The sequence below is a fragment of the Streptomyces sp. NPDC051664 genome (assembly GCF_044453545.1).
In the GTDB taxonomy this organism is placed as follows: domain Bacteria; phylum Actinomycetota; class Actinomycetes; order Streptomycetales; family Streptomycetaceae; genus Streptomyces.
On sequence record NZ_JBITCU010000029.1, the window covers coordinates 32662 to 48377 of the forward strand.

The 15716-nt window shown below is 68.8% G+C and carries 14 protein-coding genes; 8 read left to right on the forward strand and 6 right to left on the reverse strand.

Annotated features, from left to right (window positions below; translation table 11 throughout):
* Positions 1-5: 5 nt before the first annotated feature.
* Together mmsA and chvE are read right to left on the reverse strand one after the other, a co-directional pair.
* Positions 6-1547: a multiple monosaccharide ABC transporter ATP-binding protein gene (gene mmsA, locus ACIA8E_RS33575; RefSeq protein WP_399303864.1), complete on the reverse strand. Its 1542-nt coding sequence runs from the start codon at positions 1545-1547 to the stop codon at positions 6-8.
* Positions 1544-2659: a multiple monosaccharide ABC transporter substrate-binding protein gene (gene chvE, locus ACIA8E_RS33580; protein WP_399303866.1), complete on the reverse strand. Its 1116-nt coding sequence runs from the start codon at positions 2657-2659 to the stop codon at positions 1544-1546. Before chvE ends, mmsA begins: the two co-directional genes overlap by 4 nt.
* Positions 2660-3147: 488 nt before the next feature.
* Here chvE and ACIA8E_RS33585 point away from each other — a divergent pair, with 488 nt between their 5' ends.
* Positions 3148-4434 carry a nucleotidyl transferase AbiEii/AbiGii toxin family protein gene (locus ACIA8E_RS33585; protein WP_399303868.1) on the forward strand — a complete coding sequence of 429 codons (1287 nt, stop codon included), beginning with the start codon at positions 3148-3150 and terminating at the stop codon, positions 4432-4434.
* A 253-nt stretch (positions 4435-4687) separates the two neighbouring features.
* A complete protein-coding gene (locus ACIA8E_RS33590) occupies positions 4688-5335 on the forward strand; it encodes an HD domain-containing protein (RefSeq protein ID WP_399303870.1) in 648 nt (215 codons plus the stop codon).
* Positions 5336-5423: 88 nt separating this feature from the next.
* On the opposite strand, the gene ACIA8E_RS33595 is transcribed toward ACIA8E_RS33590, so the two are convergent.
* Both ACIA8E_RS33595 and ACIA8E_RS33600 read right to left on the reverse strand, forming a co-directional pair.
* Positions 5424-5693 carry a hypothetical protein gene (locus ACIA8E_RS33595; protein ID WP_399303872.1) on the reverse strand — a complete coding sequence of 90 codons (270 nt, stop codon included), beginning with the start codon at positions 5691-5693 and terminating at the stop codon, positions 5424-5426.
* 213 nt (positions 5694-5906) lie between these two features.
* A complete protein-coding gene (locus tag ACIA8E_RS33600; RefSeq protein WP_399303945.1) occupies positions 5907-6458 on the reverse strand; it encodes a glycoside hydrolase family 25 protein in 552 nt (183 codons plus the stop codon).
* Between the two features lie 192 nt (positions 6459-6650).
* Between ACIA8E_RS33600 and ACIA8E_RS33605 the strand changes: the two genes are divergently transcribed.
* Positions 6651-7310 carry an NADPH-dependent F420 reductase gene (locus ACIA8E_RS33605; RefSeq protein WP_399303874.1) on the forward strand — a complete coding sequence of 220 codons (660 nt, stop codon included), beginning with the start codon at positions 6651-6653 and terminating at the stop codon, positions 7308-7310.
* A 267-nt stretch (positions 7311-7577) separates the two neighbouring features.
* Here the strand turns inward: ACIA8E_RS33605 and ACIA8E_RS33610 are convergent, their stop codons facing one another.
* Positions 7578-8951, reverse strand: a complete 1374-nt coding sequence (locus tag ACIA8E_RS33610) for a radical SAM protein (protein ID WP_399303875.1) — start codon at positions 8949-8951, stop codon at positions 7578-7580.
* Positions 8952-9060: 109 nt separating this feature from the next.
* Positions 9061-9939 (reverse strand): pentapeptide repeat-containing protein, encoded by an 879-nt coding sequence (locus tag ACIA8E_RS33615; protein ID WP_399303877.1) that lies wholly within the window; start codon positions 9937-9939, stop codon positions 9061-9063.
* A 183-nt stretch (positions 9940-10122) separates the two neighbouring features.
* Here ACIA8E_RS33615 and ACIA8E_RS33620 point away from each other — a divergent pair, with 183 nt between their 5' ends.
* The 5 genes from ACIA8E_RS33620 (at position 10123) to ACIA8E_RS33640 (ending at position 15686) form a co-directional block, all read left to right on the forward strand.
* Positions 10123-11508 (forward strand): FAD-binding oxidoreductase, encoded by a 1386-nt coding sequence (locus ACIA8E_RS33620; protein WP_399303878.1) that lies wholly within the window; start codon positions 10123-10125, stop codon positions 11506-11508.
* 85 nt (positions 11509-11593) lie between these two features.
* Entirely contained in the window at positions 11594-12061 is a 468-nt protein-coding gene (locus tag ACIA8E_RS33625; RefSeq protein WP_399303879.1) for a hypothetical protein, read from the forward strand.
* 189 nt (positions 12062-12250) lie between these two features.
* Entirely contained in the window at positions 12251-13528 is a 1278-nt protein-coding gene (locus tag ACIA8E_RS33630; RefSeq protein WP_399303881.1) for a family 16 glycosylhydrolase, read from the forward strand.
* A complete protein-coding gene (locus ACIA8E_RS33635) occupies positions 13525-14919 on the forward strand; it encodes a ricin-type beta-trefoil lectin domain protein (protein ID WP_399303883.1) in 1395 nt (464 codons plus the stop codon). Before ACIA8E_RS33630 ends, ACIA8E_RS33635 begins: the two co-directional genes overlap by 4 nt.
* Positions 14920-15200: 281 nt before the next feature.
* A complete protein-coding gene (locus tag ACIA8E_RS33640) occupies positions 15201-15686 on the forward strand; it encodes a MarR family winged helix-turn-helix transcriptional regulator (protein ID WP_326746112.1) in 486 nt (161 codons plus the stop codon).
* The last annotated feature ends 30 nt before the right edge of the window (positions 15687-15716 follow it).

A 15716-nucleotide genomic window follows, 5' to 3' on the forward strand; every position in this document is an offset into this window, starting at 1 on the left:
ACCTGCTACCTCTTGTCGCTGGTCATATGGCGCATCAGGACCTCCTGGGTGGCCTCCGCGCGCGGGACTTCGCCGGTGATCCGGCCGGCCGACATGGTGTAGATGCGGTCGCACATGCCGAGGAGTTCGGGCAGTTCGGATGAGATCAGCACAACTGCTCTGCCTTCGGCGGCGAGCCGGTCGATGACGGTGTAGATCTCGTACTTGGCGCCTACATCGATGCCGCGGGTCGGTTCGTCGAGGATCAGCACATCGGGTCCGGCAAAGATCCACTTGCTGAGGACGACCTTCTGCTGGTTGCCGCCGGAGAGCCGGCCGACCTGCTCGAAGACGGTCGGGGCTTTGATGTTCATGGACTTCCGGTACGACTCCGCGACCCGGGTCTCCTCGTGCTCGTCGACGACGCCGCGCCGCGCCACCTTGCCCAGGGCGCTGAGGGTGATGTTGCGGCCGATGGTGTCGATGATGTTGAGGCCGTACTGCTTGCGGTCCTCGGTGACGTAGGCGATGCCGTGCCGGACAGCCTCCGGGACGGTGCGGGTACGGATCTCTTTGCCGTCCTTGAAGACCTTGCCGCTGATGTTGCGGCCGTAGGTGCGTCCGAAGACGCTCATCGCCAGTTCGGTGCGTCCCGCGCCCATCAGGCCGGCGATGCCGACGATCTCGCCCCGCCGGGCCTCGACCCGAGCGTGGTCGACGACCTTGCGGTGCTGGTCGATGGGGTGGTGCACGGTCCAGTCGCGGATCTCCAGGGCAGGGTGGGCGCCCGGATCACCCTCGTACCTGGTCCGTTCGGGGAAGCGGTGGTCGAGGTCGCGTCCGACCATGCCGCGGATGATGCGGTCCTCTGTGGTCGCCTCGGCGTGCACGTCGAGAGTCTCGACCGTGCGGCCGTCGCGGATGACGGTGACCGAGTCGGCGACCGCCGCGATCTCGCCCAGCTTGTGCGAGATGATGATCGAGGAGATCCCCTGTCCCTTCAGCTCCTTGATGAGGCTGATGAGCTGGGCGCTGTCCTCGTCGTTGAGTGCGGCGGTCGGTTCGTCGAGGATCAGCAGTTCGACCTTCTTGGCGAGGGCCTTGGCGATCTCGACGAGCTGCTGTTTGCCGACTCCGATGTCCGCGACCCTGGTCTGCGGGTGTTCACGCAGCCCGACCCGTTCCAGGAGGGCGGCGGCGTGCCGCAGTGTCTCGTTCCAGCTGATGAAGCCGTGGTCGGCGTGTTCGTTGCCGAGGAAGATGTTCTCCGCAATGGAGAGGTACGGCACCAGTGCGAGCTCCTGGTGGATGATCACGATGCCGCGTGCCTCACTGGCGCGGATGTCCTTGAACGCACAGCGCTCGCCGCGGAATCGGATCTCGCCCTCGTAGCTTCCGTGCGGGTGCACTCCGCTGAGGACCTTCATCAGGGTCGACTTACCGGCGCCGTTCTCCCCGCAGAGGGCGTGTACCTCGCCCTCCGCGACGGTCAGGGAGACGTCCGAGAGCGCCTTGACGCCGGGGAATGTCTTGACGATGGACCGCATTTCGAGGACCGGAGCGGTCATCGGAGGTCGCTCTCCTTGATGTAGCCCGAATCGACCAGCTCCGCCTGGTAGTTGGTCTTGTCGACGCTGACCGGGTCCAGGAGGAAGGACGGCACGACGCGCTTCTCGTTGTTGTACGTCGTGGTGTCGTTGACCTCGGGCTTCTTGTCGTGGAGTACGGCGTCGGCCATTTGGACCGCCTGCTTGGCCAGGGCCCGGGTGTCCTTGTACACGGTCTGGGTCTGCTGTCCCGCAATGATCGACTTCACGGAGGCGACCTCGGCATCCTGGCCGGTGACGACCGGGTAGGCCTTGGCCTTGCTGCCGTAGCCGTCCGATTTGAGCGCCGAGATGATGCCGATGGAGATGCCGTCGTACGGGGAGAGCACGGCGTCCACTTCGGCCGACGAGTAGGCGCTGGTCAGCAGGTCGTCCATGCGCTTCTGTGCGGTGCCGCCGTCCCAGCGCAGGGTGGTGATCTGGTCCAGCTTCGTCTGCTTGCTGCGGATGACGAGCTGCTTCTTGTCGATGTACGGCTTGAGGGTCTTCCAGGCGCCCTGGAAGAAGTAGCGCGTGTTGTTGTCGTCCGGCGATCCTGCGAACAGCTCGATGTTGAAGGGCCCCTTCTCGGAGCCGGACTTCAGGCCGAGCTTGTCGACGATGTAACCGGCCTGGAGTTCGCCGACCTTTTCGTTGTCGAAGGAGGCGTAGTAGTCGACGTCCGGGCTGCCGAGGATGAGCCGGTCGTAGGAGATGACCTTGATGTCCTGCTCCCCCGCCTGCCGCAGGACGTCGCTCAGCGCGCGCCCGTCGATCGCCGCAATGACCAGGACGTCCACACCCTTGGTGATCATGTTCTCGATCTGGGAGACCTGCTGGTCGACGTCGTCCTCGCCGTACTGCAGATCGGTCTTGTAGCCGAGCTTCTTGAACTCGGCGACCATGTTGCGGCCGTCGGCTATCCAGCGCTCCGACGACTTGGTCGGCATGGCGATGCCGATGGTGGAGCCCTTGCCACCCGCCTTCTCCTCCTTGCTGCCGCCGGCGCTGCTCTGCCCGCAGGCGGCAAGTGACAGGGACAGCGCAACGGCTGTCAGAGCGGCTGCTGCAGTACGTGTGCGGGTCGTGCGCATGATCGGTCCTCCGGAGTACGTGGGAAGCGGCGGGAGTTGGCCCGACGGGGGATGGATCCCATCGAGCGTTCGGTATATCGGACAAGGTTCGAATCGCTGAGCGTGCCCATTCGTGACTGCCGGACGATCAGCCGATCCCCTTGATCAACACGGCGGTTGCTCCTGGCGCTCAGGTAACTCCTATAGCTCCTAGGGTGTGTTCGAAATTTCGTCACCCGTTCGAAATTCTGGCGTGACCGTAGTGAGGGGTCAGGGAGAGTGTCAATGGTTCGCGCACGCGCAACTGGGACAAGCAGGCAGCCGGAGCGGGTTTCGGCCGTTCCGAGGCCGGCTCGCATCGCTCCGGCACGAGTGCTGGAGCCGGGCCGGGGAACTCGCCGTACAGCCTGGGAACCTATGCTGTCGTCAGGCGCTCACAGCCGCCCGGAACTCCAACTGCCGCCTCGGACAAGACAGACCATGCCGCGCCTCTCTCGGGAGCCTTCACCATGACGCCCTCCGCCGGCGATGCCTCCTCCTGGACGAGGCTGTGGGCCGGCTCCCCGCACATCCCGCACGCGCCACTTGACGACGCGACACGGCGGCATGCGGATCTCCCCGGAACACTGCTGCCCGCCCCCGCCGGCATGCATCACCCGGCGATCTTCGAACCCGCGTTGAAACAGTTCGCCAACGCCTACCGGGCCGGGGAGCCGCACTTCGAGGATGCCGCGACGGGCCGGGCCTGGCACCGGGCGCGGCGCACCGTACTCGATACGGTGCTCGCGGCTGTCGCGGACGGTCCCTGGGCCCGCCATCTGGTGCTGCGCGGCAGTGTGTTGATGGCCACCTGGTTCGGGGATGCGGCCCGCGATCCGGGCGACCTGGATTTCCTCGTCGTACCTCAGGACTGGGCCATGGACGGACCCCGGACCGCCGGCCTGTTCGAGACGATCGCCCGGGACGCCGCGGCAGCCGCGCGCGGCGCCGTCCGGATCGACGCGGCCGCCATGGTGACCGAGAACATCTGGACGTACGACCGGGTTCCGGGCCGCCGCATGCTGCTGCCGTGGACTGCGTCGGGGGTTCCCGGTGGCACCGTACAGCTGGATGTGGTGTTCAACGAGACCCTGCCGGCCCCGGCGGAACTCACCGGGCTCCGGCCGCTGGGTGACGGTCCCGACTGCCGGGTACCGGCCGTCTCCCCCGCTCTGTCGCTGGCCTGGAAGCTGTTGTGGCTGGTCACCGACGCCTATCCGCAGGGCAAGGACCTGTACGACGCGGTCCTGCTGGCGGAACACACCCCGCCGTCCTACGAACAGGTACGGGACGCCTTCGTGCTCAGCGGTGCGGAGGGGGTGCGGCCGGCCGGTGCCTGGTGGCTCGACGAGCTGGACGTGGAGACCGGGTGGCTTCACTTCACGGCCGAACACCCCTGGGTCACGGAAGATGCGGCAGGCTGTCGGGAGCGCCTCGCCCGCGCGCTCGGACCGCTGCTGGAGACGGCGGAGCGACCGGGAGAGGACGGCTACAGCCGGTGGGCCCGGTGGCTGCAGCCGCTGGTCGAGTCCACCCGCGCAACGGCCGCCGACCACCCTGCGACCGCCCTCGGACATCTCTGCGAGGGCGGCAGGGACGGACTGACGGCTGCGACCGTGATCGTCCGCGAGATCGTGGGACGTGAGCGGATCCGCCCGGAGGACGCACTCGCCGCCGTCCTGACGGCCGGGAACAGCTGGCGCTACTGGCGGGAGAACCCGGACGCCTGCCGCCGGGCCCTGGACGAGTTGCGATGACGGCGGCCCGATGCGCTGCGCGCCGGCGACCCCGTTTCGAGTCACCCGACCGCAGAGCCGACGGCTGAAGCGCCGGCCGTCAGGGCGCCGAGAGTCTCACGAGTCTCACCCAGGTCCTCGCCCTGATCCGAAACCGTGGCTCATACCCCGGACGCCTCACCGGATTGTCGCTCGATCGACAGACGCGGAAGGCTGGAGTTGCGGCCGGTCCCTGTCGGCTGCAATACCCCCGAAGAGAGTGCAGGTGAATGCCGTGACCATCGCCCCGTCCTCCGCCGCAGGCCTCCTTGTGCCGGACACAGCGATCGCGCGGGAAGCGACCCAGCTGGTCCGGGACACCGTCAGCGAGCTCGTCTACCACCACTCACGGCGTGTCTTCTGGTTCGGTGCGCTGCAGGGCCGTAACCGGGATCTGAGCTACGACCCCGAACTCCTCTACATCGGCGCGCTCTTCCACGACCTCGGGCTCGGTGAACGCTTCCACGGCAGCGGCCGGCGGTTCGAGGTGGACAGCGCGGACGAGGCCCGGCGCTTCCTCCGCTCCCACCAGGTGCCGGAGGACAGCATCCGGCGGGTGTGGACAGCCATTGCGCTGCACACGACACCCGGCATCCCACAGTTCATGGAGCCGGAAGTCGCTCTGGTGACCGCCGGGGTCGAGTACGACGTGCTCGGCATCGGGTACGAGGACATCTCCGAGGCCGACCGGGCGGAGATCGTCGCCCTGCATCCGCGGCCGGATTTCAAAAGGCGCATTCTCGGTGCGTTCACCGATGGGATCCGGCCGAAGCCGGAGACGACCTTCGGCAATGTGAAAGCCGACGTACTGGAGCATTACGTGCCGGGCTTCGAGCGCGGGGACTTCGTCCGTACGATTCTTGACTCGCCCTGGCCGGAATGAGCCGAGCCAACCGGGCAAGCCTGGCAAGCAGCGCCATCGGACCGAGCCGCAGAAGCCGATCCGTACCGGGAGACGACGTGGCGGCGGTTCAGCCGCCCTGGCCGATCGCGCCACGGAGCATGGCCACGGTCGTCGCCGCCGCTCTGCGCTCCGCGTCGTTCTCTGTCGTACGCACCCGTTCCTCCAGGAGCACCACGGCTGCCTGGAGCACGGCGATCCGTACCGGGACGCTCTGCATCCCTGCCAGCACGGCGGCCGCCTGCTCCGCCGGGGTGGCAGTCGCGGCCTGCGGGATGAGGGTGGTGATGCCGCGCCCGAGCGCGCGGTCTCGTGGTGGTTGAGCCGCATTTGTGGTCACCGAAGAAGTCTGCCGCACCGGGCCCGCCGATCGGGTCAGCGACTTGGCGCCTCGTCGGTCGCGGCTGCGTGCGACCGGGCCGGGAGCCGACGCTCCGGGGGGCCCGTGGGCGTGATCCGAAGGCCACGATGGCCGGTACTCACTTGTCCGGCGAACGCGGACGCGCCTGCGGCGGTGTGTCTCCCGATCGCCGGGCCGATCGGCCGGACACGCCTAGGGCCGGGCCCAGTTGCGCATCGCGGTGCGCGACGCGAAGGCGGCCACGTCCTTGTCGAGCGGATCGTCGGTGTACTGGTGGATGCGCCAGGGCGCCTTGATACGTGGTTTGCCCGCGGTCACATAGTCGGCGACCCACAGGCCGTCACCGGCGTACGACGTGGTGTCGTAATTCAGCCAGAAGTGCCGGTTGCAGTACAGCAGAACCCGGTGGTCCGGCCGGAGGCGCTTGACCTCGCGGATGAAGCGATCCTTCTCGGCGTTGGTCGCGCGCGTTCCGTCGCCGGTCATCTCCCAGTCGACGGCCAGCAGGTCGCCGGCCTTCTCCGGAGCCTTGCTCACGAAGTACTCCGCCTGCGCAGTGAGATTGCCCGGCCACAGGAAGTGATAGAAGCCGACCACGCATGAGGCGTCCCTCGCCCGCTTGACCTGCGAGGCCAGATGCGGATTGACGTACGAACGCCCCTCGGTGGCCTTGATGAAAACGAAGTCCAGTCCATCCGTGTCGAAGGACGACTGATACGAGCTGACATCGACGCCGTGCAGCATGGGTTCCGCCTTCAAGTGGGCTCTTTGGTTCCGTTTCTCGTTCTGTACGTGCCCGCAGCAGCCGGTTCTCACCCGTCCGGCCCACCGGGCGTACTGTCTTCCGGCCACCCGGAATAGGCACCGAAGCCGAGGAGTTGGTGAAGCGGCGAGACCGCATTGCACACCGCACGCACCATCGGAAGGTCGGATCCCATGAAGATCGGAATCATCGGAGCGGGCAACATCGGCGGCAACCTCACCAGGCGCCTTACCGCGCTGGGCCACGAGGTGTCGATCGCCAACTCCCGCGGCCCGCACACGCTCACCGCGCTCGCCGAGGAGACCGGAGCGACCCCGGTCACCGCGGCGGAGGCGGCACAGGGTGCCCGTGTCGTGGTCATCACCATCCCGGTGAAGGCAGTCCCGAACCTGCCCGCCGGGTTCCTGAACGGGGCTGCGGAAGAGGTCGTGGTCATCGACACCGGCAACTACTACCCGCAGCAGCGCGACGGCCGTGTCGCCGCCATCGAGGACGGGCTGCCGGAGAGCAGGTGGACCGAGGAACAGATCGGGCACCCGGTGATCAAGGCGTTCAACGGGACCTACGCGGATGACCTCCTCTCCAAGGCTCTCCCGAAGGGCAGCCCCGGCCGTCAGGCCCTGCCGGTCGCCGGCGACGACGCGACCGCCAAGCAGACCGTGCGCAACCTCATCGACGAGCTGGGGTTCGACACAGTGGATGCGGGAGGACTGGACGAGTCCTGGCGCCAGCAGCCGGGCACTCCCGTCTACGGCAACCAGGGCGATGCCGAGACCATCGCGAAGGCGCTCACCGAAGCCTCCTCGGAGCGTACGGCGAAGTGGCGCGCCTGACAGGACCGGCCCCGGTCCGCTCTCGTGCGCCCGATCGGCAGGGCGGGGGCGGGTACCGACTGTGTGTTCGCCGGTGCCCCCGCTTCCGCCTCCGATTCCGCTCGTACAGCCGATCCCGTGTGGGCAGACGGCACGGACAACGCCCTGGTGCGGAGCTTCGCCGAAGTCGTATGCGAACGCGCCTCCGGCGCACGGGCGTTGTCCGGCGGCTGACCGGCCCGGCGCGCCCGTCGTCCGGGCATCGCCCGGCTTCGGGGCACCTCGGGTCTACCGGCCGTCGTCCGGGGCGGCCGGCAGGCTGTCCATGAACGAACTGACGGAGAACACGGCGCGCCCGGGTCCGGGCGGGCCGTAGCCGGGCGGCGAGCTGAGCCCGTACTCCTCCATCGTCGAGCGGTAGGCGTCCAGCAACCTGATGTGGTACTCCAGCGGTGCCCCGCCCGGTTTGGCCTTCCCGAGCGGCGTGGTGGGTTCCGGGCACCAGGTGGTGAACCGCGGGGTGATGCCGTGCGACATGAAGAACCGCAGCCCCTCGGTGGTCGAGTCGATGGCCTCGTCGACCGTCGTGAAGCCGAACGGCTCGGCCATCTCCACGCCCGCCACGAAGTTGGGAATGACGTTCCGGGCTCCGAAGACCTCGGCGGAGTCCAGAATGCGGCGGTGCCATTCGTCGCGGCCGACGTAGCGCTCCTTGCCGGGGCAGTACAGCTCGAACAGCCGGCGGTCCCACACCTCGTAGTTGGGGTGGTAGATCTGGACGCCGTAGTCGTGGAAGCGCTGGACGTCGGCCTTCGGCAGGGCCTGCGCGACGACCTTGCCGATCCAGCGGCCGGGGAAGGCGTCCTCGATGGCCTTGGCGTACTGCCCGTAGAAGTCGGCTTCGTCGCGGCCGCCGATGTGGGAGGTGATGGCGCCACCGGTGAGGGTGTAGGCGGTGGAGGTCTTCGCGGTGTCGTACCGGTCGATGATGGCGAGCGCTTCCAGCACCTCCTCGACGGGCTTCACACCCGTGTACGGGCGTCCCGCCGCCTTGTGCTGACGCCAGTTGTGGTTGATGTCGCAGTACTGGCACTCCTCCTTCGCGCCGAAGTACTGGCAGACACGGAAGACCGTCAGATAGACGAGGTAGCCCCACTGGATGGTGGGCGCGACCTCCATCACCGACTTGCCGTTGGCGAGCGTGTGCCGGTAGTAGTCCGGCATCGGCGGCAGGCCCACGTCCGAGATCCGCCTGCCGTCCAGGTACAGCCCCAGGACACCGTCCTCGTCGGCCGCGACACGGTACGGCGACGCCGGGTTCACCCGTACCGACACGACCGTGCGGCGCAGCTCGTACGGGCCTCCGGTGAGCACGATCTCCTCCGGTGGGCGGCGCAGGGCGGCCGCGCCCAGCTCGGGCAGGGTGCCGTGGTCGAAGGAGAAGATGAAGTACGACTTCGGCTTGACGTCGCCGTCCTCGTTGTCACTGAGCGCGGACTCGTCGAACGCCACGCCGCCGCGCAGCAGGTCCTCCTTGACGACGGCTTCCCGCGGCACGTGCGGGAACCGTTCCATGAGCTGCTCGATCAGGCGGGAACGGCTCGCGTCGGTGCGGCTGGGGTCGCCGGGGTCTCTGCGGCCGGTGTCGGTTCGGCTGGGCATGTGCGGGGCTCCTCGGTCCGGGCGTCGAAGGTTCTTCCGGTACGCCACACTGTGCAACGAACCATGGACGTCAACCGTTCGCGACGCCGGCCGGGGCAGGTGCCGTCGGTCACTTGTCCCAGTGCGTGGGGGGACTGAGCGACGGCGGGAGTTTCGTTGCGGCGTCGCCGCGCGCCGCGTTGAGCTGCGCCTGCGTGAGGAACAGACTCCCGGTCAGGTCGGCCCCGGACAATTCGGCGTCCCGGAAATCCGCCCCGATGACGTCGGCCAGGCGCAGGTCGGCGCCGGTGAGGTCGGCGGCGATGAGATAGGCGCCGCGCAGGTCGGCCCCCTGCAGGTCGGCGCCCCCGAGCCGGGCGCCGATGAGGTCGGCGCCCCGGTGGTTGCGCCTCTTCTTGCGGGGGACGGTGGCCCGTACGAGTTCGCTGGTCCGCAACAGCAACGCGGCGACGCCGTCCCGGTGTCCTGCAACATCGAGGTCGGCGAACGCGTCGGGGGCGACGTGCGTGAGACGTTCGGTCGTGTCGAGGGCGCGCCGTATCTCGCCGTGAAGGGGGCGGGCCGCCTGCAGTGTCAAGGCCTCGGTGAGGTACCAGAGCAGTTCGTGGAATTGCCGCATGACCGGGAACACCTGGAACATCTGCTGGGCGGTCTGCGGCGCCTGCCGCCAGTCCTGTCCGTCGAACGTCTCCTGGGAGACCTTCTGGCCGGCGCCGAAGCAGTCGTACACCGTGCAGCCGGGGAAGCCCTGGGTCCGCAGTTCGGTGTGAATACCGCAGCGGAAATCATCCTGCAGATTGTGGCAGGGCTGTCCGGCGTCCTTGTCGACCGCGAAGTCCGCCGACCGGGTCAGGGTCAGCGCGACGCAGCACAACCCGAAGCAGTTCGCGCAGTCGGCGCGCAGGGCGGCGCGGCCGGCGCCGTCGCCGCGCGGCTCGGTGCGGTCGGTGGTGCGGTCGGTGCCGGAACCTCGGGCGTTGTCGGACATGCTGCGGTGGATCCTCTGGTGTACGGAGTGCCTGGACGGTCGAGCCTACCGAGGCCCCGCAGACCGAGCCGCACGCGGACGGACAGCCTCGCTTCCCGGGGACCCGGGTCCCCTCCTGGCGCAGGCCGGAAGCGGTGCGCGCGATGATGGAGGCTTGCATCGTTGTAGGAGGTGGCCACCGACGTGGCGAACACACCAGTCGACAGCATCCCGGCCCGGCGGGTGCTCACCGATCCGGCCGGACTCGCCCGGTATCAGCACGACGAGGCCGAGTGGGCCCCGTACGGAACACCCATCGCGGTCGTGCGTCCGCAGAGCACCGAGGAGGTACGAGATGTGGTGCGGCACTGTCTGGCGCACCACATCCCGGTGGTGCCGCGCGGTGCGGGCACCGGTCTGTCCGGAGGCGCGAACGCTGTCGACGGGGCGATCGTGCTGTCCTTCGAGGACATGAACCGGATCGTGCACATCGACGCCGCGGAACGGCTGGCCGTCGTCCAGCCCGGGGTGGTCAATGACGACCTGCGGGCGGCCTGCGCGGAGCACCGGCTCTGGTATCCGCCGGACCCGGCGAGCTCGCCCTGGTCGACGATCGGCGGGAACGTCGCGACGAACGCCGGGGGGATGTGCTGCGTCAAGTACGGCGTGACGCGTGACTATGTGCTCGGCCTCGAAGTGGTCAACGGACTCGGCGAGGTGGTGTCGCTCGGCCGCCGTACCGCGAAGGGGGTCGCCGGGTACGACCTGGCGGGGCTGATGGTCGGCTCCGAGGGCACGCTCGGTGTGATCACGGAGATCACGGTGCGGCTGCGTCCGGCGCGGCCGCAGGAGCGGACCGTGGCCGGATACTTCGCTTCGGTGGTCGCCGCAGGTGAGGCGGTGACCGCTGTGACCGCGTCGGGCGTGATCCCCTCGGCGCTCGAACTGGTCGACCGTCACTGCCTCGCCGCCGTCGACGCCTGGAAAAAGATGGGGCTGTCCGCCGACGCGGATGTGGTGCTGCTCGGCCGGGTCGACACCCAGGGCGCCGAGGGCGACGCCGAGGCCGAGCTGGTCCGGGACTGCTTCGAGCGGGCGGGCGCCACATGGGCCGTGGTCTCCACGGATCAGCAGGAGGCGGATGCTCTGTTCCAGGCGCGACGGCTGGCGTATCCGGCGCTGGAGCGGCTCGGTCCGGTGCTCACCGAGGATGTCTGTGTGCCACGGACCGCGGTGCCTGAAATGTTGGCCCGGATCGAGAGGACCGCGGCCCGGCACGACATTCTGGTGGCCAATATCGCGCATGCCGGTGACGGCAATCTGCACCCGCTGATCATCACGCCGCCCGGTGACGAGGCTGCGCGTGCGCGCGCCCAGTTGGCCTTCGAGGACATCCTCGACGACGCGATCGCCCTCGGCGGGACCGTCACGGGCGAGCACGGGGTGGGGTTGCTGAAGATGCGCGGTATGGACAAGGAGCTGGGGCCCGCCGTGCTCGGGATGCATCACGCGGTGAAGGCGGCCCTGGACCCGCACGGCATCCTGAATCCCGGAAAGGTGCTCGGCTCGGGGCCCGCCGCAGCGGTGTAAGGGCCGGTGGGCCGGTTGGGCGCGGGCCGCTGTCGGTGGGGTGACACACACTGGCAGGAGGGCGGGTTCGGGTGAAGGGACGCGGATGAGCAGCGGGAACGACCATGACGCCGGGTTCGAACCGGCCACCGGGGACGGCCCGTTGCCCCCGGGTTCCGCGGAGAAGCGTGCCGCGTCGGTACGGACGGCGTTCGAGGGGCTGCTGCAGATCCGGCGGCTGACCAATACCGGCCGACCGCACCCGGAGTGCGTGCCGGCCGAGTGGGAGCTCCGTCGGGCGGTACGGGCGGTGGCCCTGGCGCTGGAGGCGGACGGCCGCCCTCCCTCGGCCGTCGACGGGTCCGGGCAGCGGATCGCGTCCGGGTATCGCGTGCAGGAGGGCGAGGCGCCCGGCACCGTACGGGTGGAGTGGCTCGGTCCGCCGGGCAGCGGGGCCGCGCACGAGGAAGAGGCCGAGCTGACCCGGTGTGCGGCCGCGCTGGGACGGCTGGGGTGGACGGCGCTGCTGTACCGGGGGCCGCGGCGCCGCAGGTTCCTGGAGGTCGAGTCCTGACGGCGGCGTTCAAGTCCTGAACGCGTCGGTGGTGCGGTCCGTCAACAGAAGGTCCGTACCAGCTCCTTGACGCCCTCTCGTGCCAACACTTAAATCAAGAAATGAATTAAGCGTCGGGACCGAACGTCACCCGGGCGCCGGTTCAGCGTGTGATCTGTCATGAGCATGCCCCCACCGTGAAGTGATGTGATGACTGTGCGAACCCCCAGACGGCGCCGGATGGCGCTGTACTTCGCTGCCCTGCTGTGCTGTTCCGGCGCGGTGACCGCCGCCGCCCCCGCAGGCGCCGCCCCACTACCCGAACCGCGCGTCGCCGCCGCGGCCGCAGCGACAACGTTCTCCGACGACTTCAACGGTGCGGCCGGATCAGCGGTCGACGGCAGCAAGTGGCAGACAGAGACCGGCGACAACGTCAACAACCACGAGCGGCAGTACTACACGGCGGGCAACAGCAACGCGGCCCTCGACGGCCAGGGCAATCTCGTCATCACCGCCCGCAAGGACAACCCCGGCAACTACCAGTGCTGGTACGGCCGGTGCGAGTACACCTCGGCCCGGCTGAACACGGCCGGCAAGTTCACCTCGGCGTACGGGCACGTCGAGACCAGGATGAAGATCCCGCGCGGTCAGGGCATGTGGCCCGCGTTCTGGATGCTCGGCGACGACCTCGGCAGCGTCGGCTGGCCCAACAGCGGCGAGATCGACATCATGGAGAACGTCGGCTTCGAGCCGGGCACGGTGCACGGCACCATCCACGGTCCCGGGTACTCCGGCTCCGGCGGCATCGGGGCCGGCTACTCGCTCCCCGGCGGCCAGGCGTTCGCCGACGCGTTCCACACCTTCGCTGTGGACTGGGCCCCCGACTCCATCACCTGGTCCGTGGACGGCAATGTCTACCAGCGGCGTACGCCGGCCGACCTCGGTGGCAAGAGCTGGGTGTTCAACAAGCCGTTCTTCATCATCATGAACCTCGCGGTCGGCGGCTACTGGCCCGGCGACCCCGACGGCAGCACCGCCTTCCCGCAACAGCTCGTCGTCGACTACGTGCACGTCACCACCAGTGACAGCGGCTCCGGCGGTACGGGCGGCACCATCACGGGGCTGGGCGGCAAGTGCATCGACGTGGCAGGCGCCTCCGCCGCCAACGGAACAGCGGTCCAGCTCTACGACTGCAACGGAACCGCCGCCCAGAAGTGGACCGTCGGTACCGACGGTACGATCCGCGCGCTCGGCAAGTGCCTCGACGTCAAGGACAACAGCACGGCCGACGGCGCCCAGCTTCAGCTCTGGGACTGCAACGGCGGAACCAATCAGCGGTGGGGGGTGTCCGGCGCCCGGGACATCGTGAACGTCCAGGCCGACAAGTGCATGGACGCCACCGGCAACTCCTCCGCCAACGGCACCCGGCTCCAGATCTGGACCTGCGCCGGAACCGCCAACCAGAAGTGGACGGTGAACACCGCATGAGCCCCTCCCCCGGCTCGCGCCGCCGCCTCGGGCCGCTCGCCCTCCCGACAGCCCTCCTCCTCGCCGCCGGAGCCTCGCTCGTCACCCTGCCCGCCACGGCCAGTGCCGCGGCCACCGCCACCGGCGCGATCACCGGACTGGGCGGCAAGTGCATCGACGTGGCGGGTGCCTCCGCCGCCAATGGAACAGCGGTCCAGCTCTACGACTGCAACGGAACCACGGCCCAGCAGTGGACCGTCGGCACCGACGGTACGATCCGCGCGCTCGGCAAGTGCCTCGACGCCAAGGACAACGGCACCGCCGACGGCACACAGTTGCAACTGTGGGACTGCGGCGGCGGAGCCAACCAGAAGTGGTCCGTCTCCGCGGCCCACGACATCGTGAACGTCCAGGCCGACAAGTGCATGGACGCCACCGGCAACTCCTCCGCCAACGGCACCCGGCTCCAGATCTGGACCTGCGCCGGAACCGCCAACCAGAAATGGACCGCACCTTCGGACGGCGGCACCCCCACGCCCGGTGGGACGATGGCCGTGGCGCCGTATCTGTACAACGGCTGGGGCAGCCCGCCCAGCCCGACGACCGTCATGAACGCGACCGGCGTGAAGTGGTTCACCCTGGCGTTCGTGCTCAGCAACGGCTACTGCAACCCGCAGTGGGACGGCGGACGGCCCCTGACGGGCGGCGTCGACCAGCAGACCATCAACACCGTGCGCGGCGCCGGCGGGGACGTCATCCCGTCCTTCGGCGGCTGGAGCGGCAACAAGCTGGAGAGCTCCTGCTCCAGCGCGGGTGAGCTCGCCGCCGCGTATCAGAAGGTCATCAACGCGTACGGCCTCAAAGCGATCGACATCGACATCGAGGCGGACGCCTACAGCAACGCCACGGTCCAGCAACGCACGGTCGACGCGCTCAAGACCATCAAAGCCAACAACCCGGGCATCAAGGTGTACGTCACCTTCGGTACCGGCCAGAGCGGCCCCGACACCAGCCTGATCAACAGGGCCGCCTCCGCGGGGCTGACCGTCGACAGCTGGACGATCATGCCCTTCGACTTCGGCGGCGCCGGACAGAACATGGGCACGCTCACCACACGTGCCGCCGAGGGGCTGAAGAACGCGGTCAAGAACGCCTACGGATACAGCGACGACCAGACCTACCGGTCGATCGGCATCTCGTCGATGAACGGCATCACCGACGACAACGAGACGGTGACGGTCGACGACTTCCGCACCATCCTCGCCTACGCCCAGCAGCACCACCTGGCGCGGCTCACCTTCTGGTCGGTGAACCGTGACCGGCCGTGCACGGGCGGCGGAGCCGACACCTGCTCCGGCGTGAGCCAGCAGGCATGGGACTACACGCGGGTGTTCGCCCAGTACACGGGATGACGTGACGGGGAGCGCAGGGGGCTGTCGGCCGGTCGCCCGCTGCGCTTCGGAGGCGACGTGAACCGTCCGTTCGGCGCCGGTGTGAACCACCGGGCCGGGCGGGCGGTTCCGTGGCTCTCCGCGACAGGTGGAGTGAGCCCTGCCCGCCCCGCCGAATTCCCGCGCCACCGGGCCGGCCAGGGTCCACGATCCCCGCATGTCACACGCGAAGACCGTAGCCGCCGGATAGGCCAGCTGCCGGATGATCCACCACGGACCGAATCGCGATTACCCTGGGCGGCATGACTGCCATGGCACCCGCCCGGACCGAACCGGACCTCTCCTTCCTGCTGGATCACACCAGCCATGTTCTGCGGACCCAGATGGCGGCAGCGCTCGCCGAGATCGGGCTCACGGCGCGCATGCACTGCGTCCTGGTCCACGCCCTGGAGGAGGAGCGGACCCAGATCCAGCTCGCCGAGATCGGCGACATGGACAAGACCACGATGGTCGTGACGGTCGACGCCCTGGAGAAGGCCGGCCTCGCCGAGCGCCGCCCGTCCAGCAAGGACCGCCGCGCGCGGATCATCGCGGTGACCGAGAAGGGTGCGCAGGTCGCCGAGGAGAGCCAGAAGATTGTCGACGGGGTGCACGAGCGGGCGCTCGGCTCCCTCCCCCAGGACGAGCGTGAGGTGCTGCTGCAAGCGATGAAGCGCCTGGTGGACGGCCATTTGGCCACTCCCTCCGAGAGTCCGCAGACGGTTCGTCGGGCTCGTCAGCGCGGGTAGCGGCCGAAAGATCAGCCCGAAACAAATAGT